Source organism: Flavobacterium piscis (assembly GCF_001686925.1).
Lineage (GTDB): Bacteria > Bacteroidota > Bacteroidia > Flavobacteriales > Flavobacteriaceae > Flavobacterium > Flavobacterium piscis.
In genome coordinates this window covers 214,945-228,254 of the sequence record NZ_LVEN01000013.1, presented here as the reverse complement: position 1 = coordinate 228,254, position 13,310 = coordinate 214,945, and the positions used below count along the sequence as shown (strand labels likewise).

The window sequence follows — 13,310 nt, the reverse complement described above, 5'->3', positions numbered from 1 at the left end:
CTAACTATGCAAACATAGGAGTTCGCAAAGCTAAGTTAATCCAATCCCGATAGCTATCGGGATTGCGAACTTTTACTTTTTAAAAGCTAATAGCAAAACCTCGCGAGCTTTGGGTAAATTTTTTTTCCACTTTACAGGTTTGGAATTGATCGATTACTTTTTTAAACGCAGGCTTGCTTATGCTGGCTTTATTGTCAAAATTTGGTTTCAGAGTATTTATATCCATTTTTAATAAATCGCGAAAGGCTAATTATCAATTTGTTATGATATCACAGGCAAATTTTAACTATTTTTATTTAGACTTGTTATAAATAGTATTATATTTGAACATTGAAACTTCAAAATACCACTAAAATGTTCTCTGTATTCAGCTTTATTTCATATTATTTTTTGAAACTATCTAAGTATTTTTTTTATCTTCTAAAATTACTTTCTGATAAATTAGAACAAATCGTTTTAGACTGAGCATTTCTTCTTAAATGATAAAGTCCTCCTCCCCACAAATCTAGCATCACATTAAAAGCCTTACTCCCAAAAAAATCAAATCCAAATATCATGAAGAATATTATAACATCTCTTATGCTCGCTTTTTCGGTCTACGGTTACTCGCAGACAGAAAAAGAAACTGATAGTATCGTCGAAACTTCTATCAATGCATTAGATGAAATTGTAATTACAAAAAAGAAAGTTCTATATACTCAAAAATCAGATCGACTAATTTTTAATGTTGAAAACAGTATTGTTTCTGAAGGCGGAACGGCATTGGATGTTTTATCGCGCGCTCCGGGTGTTGTCGTGTCTCAGGATGGCGAATTATCGATTCGCGGACAACAAGGCGTTGGTGTAATGATAAATGGCAAATTAACGCAGCTTTCGCAAAAAGAACTAGCCAATTATTTAAAATCGACCACCTCATCAAACATCAAACAAATAGAAGTGATTACCAATCCTTCTTCTAAATATGATGCCACCGGAAAAGCCGGAATTATCAATATTATTTTAAAGAAACCAAATGCGGGCGGACTTAAAGGAACTGTTTTTACCAATTATGGAAGAGGCCGAAAAAACAGAACCAATTCTGGCGCCAACTTAAGTTACAATAAAGAAAAATTTGGTGTTTACGGAAACTACAGCTATACTTTTAGGGGCGAAGAAGAACGTAAAGAATTTGACCAAAATCAATATACTGATGCAACCCGCCAGACCATTTCGACAAAAAACCATCAAATCTCAACTACTGATGAGCCATTGACTTCGAACAATTTTAAAATAGGAACAACTTATGAAGTTTCTCCTAAAACGAATTTAGAAGTTTATGTTGATGCTAAATTAGGTCGTTACGAAAACATGGCCAACGGTAGAAATACGTTGCTTAACGCTATGGATCAGGTACAATTTGATGCCTCGACCTATAATGACAGCAAAGAGAAATGGAATGATTATACGTATGCTTTTTCAGGGGTTCATAAATTTAATACCGAAGGAAAAAATATGTATTTTGATTTTGAATATGAAACTTCGAAATTCAGATCGAATCAGTTTCAGAGTGCTACGAATATAGATCCTTTGAGCACCAATAACATTAATGACCGAAGAGGTTTTATTCCGTCGCAATTGAAGGTTTTTACCGGAAAAGTTGATTTTACAAATCCATTAAAAGAAAAACAATCTATCGAGTGGGGTTTTAAAGCCAGCGTAAAAAACAATGACAACCCATCGGTTTACCAATACAACGAAAACAATCAATGGATTGTAGATGTTAATTCGACCAATCATTTTGAATACAAAGAACAAATTTATGCGGCTTATGTTAACTATAAATATCAGATGGAAAAGCTGAATATTCAGGGAGGTTTGCGTTCTGAATATACTGCGATAAACATTTTACAAAAAACGTTGAATGAAGAACATAAAGACGATTATTTAAAATGGTTTCCGAGTGTTTCTATGAAATATGAATTGACCAGCAATCATTCGATACATGCTTCATATAGTAAAAGAATCAACAGACCAAGCCAGTTCGATCTGAATCCGTTTCGTTTTTATGATGATTCGTTTAACTATTCTCAGGGAAATCCGAATCTGGTTCCTGAAATCACACATTCTGCAGAAATTGGTTATTCCTGGAAGAGCGCTTTTATGGCTTCATTATACTTTAGCAAAACCAAAGATGTTTTTACCGAAGTGTATGTTTACAATCCTGCCGATAACACAACAGTAACGTCTCAGATTAATGTTGACAAATCGTATAATTACGGAGCCAATATTACCAATACAGCCGAAATTTATAAATGGTGGTCTGTAAATACGCTTTTTAATATTTTCGAAAATAAATTTATGGGCAATGTGGTGAATACAGACAAAATTGACCCAATTATTACCTTGAATTTAAGCGTACAAAACTCCTTTACAATTACAGAAAGCTGGAAAGCCGAAGCTAACGCACAGTATCAGTCAAAATCAAATCTTGGTATATATGAACGAGATGCTTTCTTTGATTTCAGTATCGGAATTTCGAAACAAGTGCTTGCCAAAAAAGGTACTATCAAACTGAATGTTACTGATATTTTCAACACCAATAATTTCCACATCAATTCAGTTATTGCACAAACGAGTATCAACAAAAGGTATGACCTGGATAACCGTATTGCAACAATAGCTTTTACATATAGAATTTAATATTTTGGATCTTTAGTTTCCTTGTTTTTGTTTTTTTTTGATGGAAAAGAGCCTGTTGTAGTTAGCGGGCTCTTTCTGTTTTTAGTTGATAAATCACTTGCGAATGTTGGCGAAAATGGCACACGGATTACACAGGTTTAAACAGATTTACGCTGGTTTATTTTTACTGTTTTATACTACACGAATGTCAGACTGAGCGAAGTCGAAGTCCCGTATACTGAATCACTTTGAGGGACTTCGACTTCGCTCAGTCTGACAATGAGAGAGATTTTGAGATTTCTATTATATCTAAAAACGCATAAAAAAGTCTTTTGAAGAATGTTACTTCTACCAAAAGACTTTTAAGCACTAACCAACAAAAAAGTAAATAAAATTAAAACTTAATTATGCTTTGGTTTTTTGTTTTTTCTTTCTTCCCCACCAGATATAAAATCCGGTAACAGGTAAACTGGCGCATATCAAGCTGCCTAAAAAATAGACAATTTTGGTTGGTATGCCTCCAATTGCACCAACATGAAGACTATAATTGGAGCGCATTAACCATTTTGAAAAACGGGCATCGCCAATGTAGTCCTGCGAACTTGGAAGTAATTCTAACGTTTTGGAATTAAAATATAAATCTCTCCAGACTCCCTTATTCATATCTGTACAGGCGTAAAAATCATCTTTAGGTTCATCCGGAAAATGAATAATAACGGCTTCTTTATTTTCCTTCGCAATTTCTGTTCTTACTTTCTTCCAAATAATATCGGCTCCAGCCAATTTATCCAATTGCTGTTGTGATAAAGTATCTTTTTTTACTGCAACAACTTGTTCTTTCTTGTCTTTTTCGTCAGTCCATCCTCCGGCTATCCAATAGGTACTTTCACGTAACCAATGAAAACTCATCAACAATCCTGTAAAAGCGATCAGCATGGCCAAAATCAATGTATAAAATCCCATAACATTATGTAAGTCATAATTAAGACGTTTGAATTTGGCATCCCATTTTATTTTAAAACTAGCGTTTCGGGTTGTTTTATTCCATTTTTTCGGAAACCAAAGTACCAGTCCGCTTATCAGTAAAAAGAAGAATACAACCGTTGCCCAGGCTGTTATTTGAGAACCAATTTCCCGCTCTAACCAAAGGTTACGATGCCCTTCATCCATAAAATGAAAGAAATCTTCATGATGTACCATTCCGGTAATTTTACCGTTATACGGATTTACATAAATCAACGAATCCGACTCGATATCGACCTTAATTGATTTATCTAAACCATTATACCAAACGCCATGAATTTCTTTATTAGGCAATGCTTTATGAACAGCAGCGTAAATTTTTGAAGGCGGTAATAATTTCTCCTGACCTTCAGCTTCAACATTTAAATAGGGTGATGTCAGGGCTTTGATTTCTTGTTCGAAAACCAAAATACAACCAGTAATTCCCATAATAAACACGATTATTCCGGAAGCCAGTCCGAGCCATAAATGCAACCAGGCATTGATTTTACTAAACCGTGATTTTCCTTTATTGGGTGGTTTAAGATTCTGATTTTTGATAACAGTCATGGTTTTAATTTTAATTTATTTTACGTCAGACAATACGTAAAGAAGCATTTATATATAAAAACCATATAATCAGTACTCTCAAAAGCAATGATTATATGGTTATTTACTAAAAAAAATGTAATTATTGTTTTGGCGATAGCTTCGTTATAGCAGAAATATCTGTTCCTCCACCAGTTACTTTTGCACCAGCTGTAGCAGCACCTGTTTCAAGATTGATTTTATAAACACGAACCTCATCATTAGTTACAAAAGCTTTGTAAGCAAAACCATCTTCGTAGAATAAACTTCCAACTCCAAAATAGTTATCACCAGCATGTCCAGGTAATCCTGTAACCGGAGTAATTTTTTTAGATGGTAAGTCTATGATTGCTGATTTAAATTTGAATGAATAATGTCTTAAGAATCCCCATGAAATTGTATCATCTGCTGTAGGTATATAAATGATATAAGCTTTTTCTCCTCCAATAGGATAAGCAGCAACTACTTTACCGTTAAGTGAACTTGCCTGAATATCGAAGAAATAAGAAGCATCAAAATCTGTCTGACCTTTGTTGATACGTAAAATCCCAGAATGTGCCTCATTGTTTACATCGTAACCAGCTGATAACGCATTTGATGAAAAAGTATATACGTTACCAGAATCAGTACGAATAATACCTGTATTTGTATAATACATTCCAACTGCTGTCGTACGCGGGTCTGCTATTCTTTTTACAAAGTTTAATGATGGATACTCGTAAACTCTTACATAAGCATTAGTTTGATCGATATCCCAGTCATCACTTGCATCTCTGTTGAAAACAGACACAAATACTTTATCTCCTACTACTGTTACTCCTGTTGGGAAGTCAAAACGTCCGGTAGATGTAGCAAAATTATTAAATTTACGACTTGTAATAAATTGTTTTACAGGATCGTAAACAATTAGTTCATTATCTGTAGATGTACCTTCCCATGAAGCACCAACTATTAATAGTTTATTATCATCTGTAACACCGTAAGCATATGGAGACTCAATAAAAACACGACTTCCGGCTACTAATTGACCTGCTGCATTTAAAGAAAAGGGAGCTGCACCTTCTGCTTCACTATCTAATGCAAACATTGTATTTGCAATAGGAATATATGAACCACCTTGCTCAATTCCTTTTCCATTCATATCAATTGTCCCTGTCATTAACTCGTCTAGCGAATTAAAACTCCACATATAATTTTCATTCCAGGTATCTGTTTGATATCCTATTACATATTTACTTCCCGGAATTGTATCATCTGAAGGAGAATCATCACTACTACAAGAAAATATAGTACCCGACATTAGCACAAGAGCTAATAGATTTTTAATTTTAATTGTTTTCATATTACTTTAATTTAGTTAATTATCATCTGCCTTAGAAACACAGATTTTTGAATGAGATATTATTTTTATTTTTATTACATAAAGAAATAACGAAGTTTCAATGTAAACGACCTTCCAGGTTTTTGTACATTAAAATAGTCATATAGTTTTACGTCTGTTATATCAAAGCATTCTACTGCAATATTATAGCGACCGTTTTTAAGTGAGTAAGCAATAGACGCAGAGTAAAAAAGTTGCTCTGGAATTTCTTTTTTACCTGTCTCGCCAAGATTTGGGTTTCTCAGATAATAACTGCTTGAATAATTAGTCAATAAGTTAATCGTAAGAAAGTCATCATCGAATTTGATTTTCTTGAAGTTAAATCCAACATTGGCATTTCCGTAAAAAATAGGAACATTTGCTAATTGCTTATTGTATAAATAATTAATTTGATTCGTCCCAGGTGAAACAGTTGCATCTTTATTTAGAGTTTTTTGGTAAGTTGCATTAATATCAAAAACCAACCAATCTTTATAACCATAATGAACAACTCCGTCAAATCCGCTTACCTGTATATTTTTAAAGTTAACTGCTTTACTTTTTGATGGGTTACTTTGATCTTGCCTATCCTGGATAAAATCATTCGCTCTTCTGTAAATGAAATTTCCTTCTACTCCGAAAGAATGAACTGTAAAAGCTTTTTTATAAGAAAGTCCAAAATTAAAGTTATCACTAGATTCAGGCTGAAGATTCGGACTTGGACTTACTCTAAGTCCATCTCCCAATAATTGAAGAGCTGATGGCATTCTATAAGCATGTTCAAAAGATGCTTTAACCTGAAACTCCTCAGGAATTAAGAAATAAGCCGCAGCAGTACCATAACCAAAATTGTTAAAAGAAGGATTCACTTTTTGCTCTGAAGTTGTACCAGGATTTGTTATAACTTCCCCTTTTAAATCGAGCATTTTTCCAAAAGCGGTGAAAGACAGCCTTTTTTCAAGTGCTGATAAGCTATATGAAAAACCTAAGATGTTTTTATTTAGAAATGGTTTTGTTGGCTTGTCTGTAGTTATATATTCATTGTCTTCAGTTCGTTTATAACCAACATAAGTATAATTTAAAGCAAATGAATTATTTTCATTTAGTTCATATTTAAGATTAGCATTACTTTGAAGAGATTTTACATCATATACCATTAAAGTTTTAACTGTATTAATCTCACCAGCGGAACTGTAAGCAGGAACGTCAGTTCGCACTCCTCGCCAGGTAAATCTTCTCGACGAAGTATCTACTTTACGTTCTTCTGCAATATTATAAGACGCAGCCCAAGTTGCTGTTAAGCCTTTAGTAAACAAATTTGATTTCTTATATTTTAACGAAGACACAAAATTCTGACTATCTTCAAAAGCATCACCTACGACTCTAAACATTGTTGGCCCTTGTTGTATTTGTTTTTTATTGGCACTTCCTGTAACACCTACTAATAAATAATCTGCATATTTTTTATCTTTTACTCCAACTTCTGCTATAACAGTTGCTTGTTTATAACCATCATGAAAATGTTTAAGTTTTTCTAACGGACCAAAAAGCCCAGAAACAGGATCAGGAACCTGAGCCTCAACCTTATAACTATTGTCAGAATAATTAAGGAATGCATTAATATTGGTTACAAAACCATTTTTACTTGTAAAACGTGTGTTTACCGCAGCCTTATGAGTATTGAAAGATCCATAACTATAAGAAGCATCAATATATCTCCTAACACTTTTATTAGTAACAATATTAACAGCACCACCTAAAGCATCTCCTCCTAATTCAATTGGCACAACTCCTTTATAGACGTCAATTCTTTCTGCCATATTAGTTGGAATATTGTTCAATGTAAATGATGGTCCATAATTATCTAACGGAATCCCGTCCATAAAAAACTTAACCTGATCTCCTGAAAAGCCATTTAATGAAAAATTGAAAGCAGATCCCATTCCTCCTGTTTCTCTAACCCTAACACCAGTTGTTCTATTTAAAACCTGATTCAAATCAGCAGAAGTATTATACAACTGTTTTAAATCAACAGCTGTAATATTAAATGCCTCTTCTTTAACTCGCTGCACTTTTGATTTTCCTTTTACCTGAACTTCATCCAACGCAGCCATATCTTCTTCAATAGTTACGGTTGGAATTGTTTGATCTGCTTCTTTTAAATTAATTTTAATTTGCTTTGGTTTATATCCAATGTAAGCAATAGATAAAATATAATTCTGCGGTTCTGCTAAAATTTCGTATTCTCCCTTCTCATTCGTTAGTGTGGAATAAGCGGTACCTTTTAATGCTACTGAAACACCTTCGACAGGCTGGCTGTCATTTCCTAGAATTATTCCAGTTAATTTTGTTTTGTTATTTTGTGAAAAACCTTGAATTGAACTTAACAGTACCAGGATTAAGACGAATATTCTATTTATTTTCATTACCTAATGTTGAAATTAATTTGGCACAAAATTAACATCAATAAATAGCAATTGCAAGTTATTTTTAATTATTCTAAATAAATACAGTGATTAACTTTGAAATAGACAAATCAATAAAAAAACGACAGATTTCTTAATGAATAATTAGTTTTAACTTAAGATTTGCTTAAATTTTAATACTTCAAAAGTTAAAATCCAAGTTTCATTTCATAAAAAACATAAAAAAGCCCGCTTTAAATAGTAAAGCGGGCTTTTAAAAAATTAAAAATGAGCTATATTTCTAAATCCAGAATAGTTTCTTTTAACTCTTTTATTATTATTTTAATATCAGCTTCGGATGTTCTCCAATTTACATAAGAAGCTCTGATTCCTTTTCGGTTTTGATATACAGTTGGGGTCATAAAAACTTTCCCTTTATCATTCAAAAGGGTCAAAAACTGATTTACTTTTTCCTGATTATGATCTCCTTTTAAAGTAAAGCAAACATTATTAAGCCGAATTGGTGCCAAAAGCTCGAAATTATCATCTTCGATAAGTTCATTTGCAAAATGCAATGCCAATGCCGTACTATTTTCTACAATATCCTGAAAACCTTCTTTTCCGTACGCGACTAAAGAAAACCAAACTGGTAAAGCTCGTAAACGACGTGAATTTTCAGGTAATACATTCAGGTAATTAAAGTTTTCTAACGGATTTCCTAAATAAGGTGCATTCGAATTCTGAAACGTTTCTGTTTGAAGATTTACATGCTTTTCTTTAATTAGATAAAAAGCACTTTCATAAGGAACATTAAGCCATTTATGACAGTCGATCGTAATACTGTCTGCACCTTCCCATCCTTCTATAAGATGTTTAAATTTTTCTGAAACCGCGGCAAAACCACCAAAAGCAGCATCAATGTGCCACCAAAAATTGTATTTTTCTTTAAGTTTTGCAATTTCCACAAAATCATCAAAATCAGCTGTATTTACTGTTCCTGCACTCGAAATCAGAATAAAAGGTTTTCCGTTTAATTCTTTAATTTTTTCTTCTAAATCAATTATATCAATGGCTTCGCGATTACCCTCAATGGTTTTAATTGTTGTGTAATTATTACTTCCAATGCCTAACATTGATAATGTTTTTATTGAAGAAGAATGTGGCGTTGCGGACAAAACATGAATGGTTTCGGTTATTCCGGTCTTTGCAAAGTCTTTGCCTGATTGTGCTCCAAACCATTGTCTTGCGACTCCCAAACACGTAAAATTTGACATTGTTGCCCCCGTTACAAAGCCTCCTAAAAATGATTTTGGCAAGTCTAATAACTGCAACAATAAATTGATGGTTTCAAATTCTATTAAAGCCGAAACTCCACCTTGCCCTTTTATTGCTTGCGTATTTTGATCATAAACTGATGCTAACCAATCTCCCACAATCGAAGCCGGAGTTGAACCACCAGTTACAAAACCCAAATATCTTGGTCCGGACGAAGCAACCATCAATGGTGCTAATCTTTCTTTAAATTCTTGCAAAGCTGCTAATGATCCTAAACCCTTTTCATTTAAATCTCGGGTTGGGTCGATGGTATATTTAGTTGAGGTTGGAATATTTTCAAGGTCATTCAAAAAATCTAATCCTTGTCGTTTTGCGTGATTAAGTATATTTTCGAGATCATTTAGATCGTGTTGAAGGATTACATTCATTATATATTATTTTTAATGCCTGACTGTAAATTCTCTGTTGCTAAAAATAGCTCACAGATCATACAGATTAAGCAGATTAATACTGATTTTTAATTTAAAGTAGATGGATTTGTTTTGAAAACTTACTTTTTACCACTTGGTTTTTTCAGAGAATCGCGAGACCATCATAGACGAAATTACATCGCCGTTGGCATTTAATAAAGTAGCAATTGGGTCAACGAGAGTTCCTAAAATCATGGCTACAGGTAAAGCTTGTTCCATTGGTAGTCCGTAAACGGTAATGGCCAAAACTTCTCCTATATAACCACCGTTCGGGATTCCGCCTTCTACAATCGAAACAATTACCGTAATTCCCAATGCTAAAAGTATGGTTGATGGTGAAGTAAAATCTTTACCAAACATGGCAAAAAGAAATGTGATTTTTAGAATAGACGACATGCTCGAACCGTCTTTATGTAAAGGTGCTCCCAAAGGAATAACCAAATTGCGGACATGTTTAGGAATGCCCATTTTTTCGGCAGCATCTAAATTTGCAGGAATGGTGGCAATACTACTACAAGTTCCTATTGCTGTCAGCGAAGGTGTGATATTGTTACTCCAGAAAACTTTAAAAGCTTTTTTACCGCCGGCTACAAAAGCATATAAACTAAAAAAGACAAAAAAGTAAAAGATACAAGCTACATAATAAACACCTAGTGGTTTGGCATAAACACCAAATAATTGCGGACCGTAATAACTCACTTGATACGCAAAATAAGCACCTAAACCTATTGGAGCCAATTTCATAATCATAGTCAAAAGTTGTTTCATGACTTCGTTTCCGGAATCCAGAAAACTTTTGAAAGCATTCCCTTTTTCTCCTGATTGCAAAGTTGCAAATCCTATTAAAAAGGAAAAAATAATGAGCGCCAACATACTTTTTCGGGATAATAATTCGTAAAAGTCATTGGTCGTAAGCAATTGCGCTATTTGATCGCCAACATTCCCAGATCGGATTTTCTCCAACGGAATTTTGGTAATTATAATATTTTCATGAATAGGAAAAAAATAAACCGCTATAATCATCACCATAGCCGAAATCAAAAGTGTCCCTAAAAACACTGCTATCATGATAACAAATAGCTTTCCTAACTTTTCTGTTCTCTCTAAATTGGCAATGGAAGAAGTAATGGTAAAAAAAACAAGCGGAATAATCGCTGTAAAAAGCAAGTTGAGGAATATATCTCCAACAGGTTTTATAACGGCAACTTTTTCTTTAAAAACTAATCCGAAAATACTTCCAATTATGATTCCGCCCAGCAGCAGTAAGACACTGCTGTAACTTTTTAGAAAATTGATTTTTTTAACCTCCATAATTAAGCCGTATTAGAATTTGGAAATAGAAACGTGAAATAAAAATCAATTAAATTACTCAAAAAAAGAGTGCTGAAATTATTTTTTTATTCCACTCCCGATACCTATCAGGATAAATAGATTTTATATAATTTTTTTAATTGTAGGCGAATGAACAATTAAAATGTGCCGTCAGGCACTAAATGTTGGTAGAAATCATGAATTAAAATAAATTTAGTGTGCCGTAGGTACGCAATGGCTACCAATATTTAGTGCCTGACGGCACATTTTAACTACGCAATCCTGATTTGTATTAATCATTATTTTTCTAAAACCAAAGTAGTAAAAGCTCTGTCAACCAATTCGCCGATTTTACTTTTTACCTTTTCTGTTAAAGTCTCTTTGTTGATTATTTTGAAAGACGATTTTTCAATTAGCTTTTCGACCTTTTCAGTGCTATAAAGTTCAAATTCAAATTGCGTAAAAGGAAGCTGTTTCATAAAACTTTCTTCAGCAAAAGTGATGCATAAAATTCCTTTTGGTTGCAAAACCCTGTAGATTTCCGATAGCAATTTTTCAGGTTCCTGCCAAAAATAAATAGTATTTACAGTAAATACTTTATGGAATGAATCATCTTCAAACGGAATTATATTTCCTTCATACATCGAAAAGAAAGCTTGTTTTTGCGAAACATAATTTCTGTTGATTTGACGCGCTTCCTGAAACATTAATTTAGACATTTCAAGTCCGTAATATTTAATGTTTTCAGCTTGTTCGAATATAAATTCAACGTGTCCTGCGTTTCCGTGACCTAATTCCAGAATTTTATTTCCTGCTTCTATCTGTAGATTCTGAATCGAATGGCGCGTCATGTTGATGTTCGTTTCATTCATCATATTGCCCATTTCGATTCCTTTTTCTCCAGTTGGGTGTTTAAGCTGAGAAGCTATTGCTTGTAATTCTTCTTGTTTCATAACTTTAAAATTAAATTCCAATTAAAAAATTCCAAATTCCAACTCCACGAATAACTACTAAATATCTCAATTTAACTCCTGATATCCTAGCCCAGATGGGAACGGCATCCTTTTGTGGCGGGGTTCGCCACAAAAGATATAGTGGACAGCTGGAAATAGCTCCTAAAAACTTTTATTCTCTTTATTATTAAAAAATTAAGCCTGACACTTAATAATCTTAATTTCTTAATGCTGAAAGAAACTTAAAAAAGATGGCTCGCAATCTGACGAATATTCTCAGATTTCCCCATTGAATAATAATGTAATACTGGAACTCCGGCAGCTTTTAGCTCTAATGATTGTTGAATTGCCCATTCGATACCTACTTGTCTGATTTCTGCATTATTCTTGCATTGATCTACGGCATGAATTAAATCTTCCGGCAAATCGATACGGAAAATTTGAGGTAAAACCTGTAAATGCCTTTGAACCGCAATTGGCTTAATTCCCGGAATAATAGGGATTGTGATTCCCATTTCTCTTGCTTTTTCTACAAACGTAAAATATTTTGAGTTGTCGAAAAACATCTGTGTTACCACATAATCAGCTCCCGCATCTACTTTTTCTTTTAATCTTTTTAAGTCAGATTGTAACGACGGAGACTCCAAATGTTTCTCCGGATATCCTGCAACACCTATACAAAAATCAGCTTTGTTATCAGCGTCCATAACTTCGTGAAGGTATTTTCCCTGATTCAATAAATTAATTTGTTTTACTAAATCTACAGCATAATCATTTCCTCCCGCTTTTGGGATAAAATATTGTTCGTCTTTCATGGCGTCACCACGTAAAGCCATCACATTGTCAATTCCTAAGTAGTTACAATCTACCAAAAGGTATTCAGTTTCTTCTTTTGTAAATCCTCCGCAAAGTACGTGAGGTACGGTATCTACGTTGTACTTATGTTTTATAGAAGCACAAATCCCAAGCGTTCCCGGACGCATACGAGTTAGTTTTTTATCTAAAAGCCCGTTGCCTTTATCAATATAAATATACTCCTCACGAGAAGTTGTTACATCAATAAACGGTGGTTTAAACTCCATCAACGGATCGATATTATCGTACAATTCCTGAATGCTTTTCCCTTTCTGAGGCGGAATAATTTCAAATGAGAATAAGGTATTCCCTTTTGCGTTTTCTATATGTTGTGTTACTTTCATTCTTTAAGTTATGAGTGATGAATTATGAGTTTTGAGTTGGTTTCTGTAAAAAATCTGAAATCAAAAAACGTAATCAAATAATCTTCTTT

General features: G+C 33.6%; 8 protein-coding genes. 1 reads left to right on the top strand and 7 read right to left on the bottom strand.

The genetic code is table 11. From position 1 onward, the window contains the following. Positions 1-555 precede the first annotated feature (555 nt). Complete coding sequence (locus FLP_RS09635; protein WP_065449309.1) at positions 556-2,679, top strand: outer membrane beta-barrel family protein; 2,124 nt, start codon at positions 556-558, stop codon at positions 2,677-2,679. A gap of 384 nt (positions 2,680-3,063) precedes the next feature. Here FLP_RS09635 and FLP_RS09630 read toward each other — a convergent pair whose 3' ends face one another. The 7 genes from FLP_RS09630 to metF all read right to left on the bottom strand — a co-directional run bounded on the left by FLP_RS09630 (position 3,064) and on the right by metF (position 13,221). After that, positions 3,064-4,230, bottom strand: a complete 1,167-nt coding sequence (locus tag FLP_RS09630) for a PepSY-associated TM helix domain-containing protein (protein WP_065449308.1) — start codon at positions 4,228-4,230, stop codon at positions 3,064-3,066. A 121-nt stretch (positions 4,231-4,351) separates the two neighbouring features. After that, positions 4,352-5,590 carry a DUF4374 domain-containing protein gene (locus FLP_RS09625; RefSeq protein WP_065449307.1) on the bottom strand — a complete coding sequence of 413 codons (1,239 nt, stop codon included), beginning with the start codon at positions 5,588-5,590 and terminating at the stop codon, positions 4,352-4,354. 74 nt (positions 5,591-5,664) lie between these two features. Beyond that, positions 5,665-8,034, bottom strand: a complete 2,370-nt coding sequence (locus FLP_RS09620) for a TonB-dependent receptor (RefSeq protein WP_065449306.1) — start codon at positions 8,032-8,034, stop codon at positions 5,665-5,667. Positions 8,035-8,306: 272 nt separating this feature from the next. Next, the gene (locus FLP_RS09615; RefSeq protein ID WP_065449305.1) at positions 8,307-9,716 is read right to left on the bottom strand and encodes a pyridoxal phosphate-dependent decarboxylase family protein; all 1,410 of its coding nucleotides are present in this window, start codon (positions 9,714-9,716) and stop codon (positions 8,307-8,309) included. Positions 9,717-9,845: 129 nt separating this feature from the next. Next, entirely contained in the window at positions 9,846-11,069 is a 1,224-nt protein-coding gene (locus FLP_RS09610) for a dicarboxylate/amino acid:cation symporter (protein ID WP_065449304.1), read from the bottom strand. A gap of 299 nt (positions 11,070-11,368) precedes the next feature. Further along, the gene (locus FLP_RS09605; RefSeq protein WP_065449303.1) at positions 11,369-12,022 is read right to left on the bottom strand and encodes a class I SAM-dependent methyltransferase; all 654 of its coding nucleotides are present in this window, start codon (positions 12,020-12,022) and stop codon (positions 11,369-11,371) included. A gap of 242 nt (positions 12,023-12,264) precedes the next feature. Next, a complete protein-coding gene (gene metF, locus FLP_RS09600) occupies positions 12,265-13,221 on the bottom strand; it encodes a methylenetetrahydrofolate reductase [NAD(P)H] (RefSeq protein WP_065449302.1) in 957 nt (318 codons plus the stop codon). Positions 13,222-13,310: the final 89 nt, after the last annotated feature.

What these genes read in the sequence shown, in the direction of transcription:
- FLP_RS09635 (WP_065449309.1), top strand. Translation starts at nt 556, where the DNA reads ATGAAGAATATTATAACATCTCTTATGCTCGCTTTTTCGGTCTACGGT.
- FLP_RS09630 (WP_065449308.1), bottom strand. Translation starts at nt 4,230, where the DNA reads ATGACTGTTATCAAAAATCAGAATCTTAAACCACCCAATAAAGGAAAA.
- FLP_RS09625 (WP_065449307.1), bottom strand. Translation starts at nt 5,590, where the DNA reads ATGAAAACAATTAAAATTAAAAATCTATTAGCTCTTGTGCTAATGTCG.
- FLP_RS09620 (WP_065449306.1), bottom strand. Translation starts at nt 8,034, where the DNA reads ATGAAAATAAATAGAATATTCGTCTTAATCCTGGTACTGTTAAGTTCA.
- FLP_RS09615 (WP_065449305.1), bottom strand. Translation starts at nt 9,716, where the DNA reads ATGAATGTAATCCTTCAACACGATCTAAATGATCTCGAAAATATACTT.
- FLP_RS09610 (WP_065449304.1), bottom strand. Translation starts at nt 11,069, where the DNA reads ATGGAGGTTAAAAAAATCAATTTTCTAAAAAGTTACAGCAGTGTCTTA.
- FLP_RS09605 (WP_065449303.1), bottom strand. Translation starts at nt 12,022, where the DNA reads ATGAAACAAGAAGAATTACAAGCAATAGCTTCTCAGCTTAAACACCCA.
- metF (WP_065449302.1), bottom strand. Translation starts at nt 13,221, where the DNA reads ATGAAAGTAACACAACATATAGAAAACGCAAAAGGGAATACCTTATTC.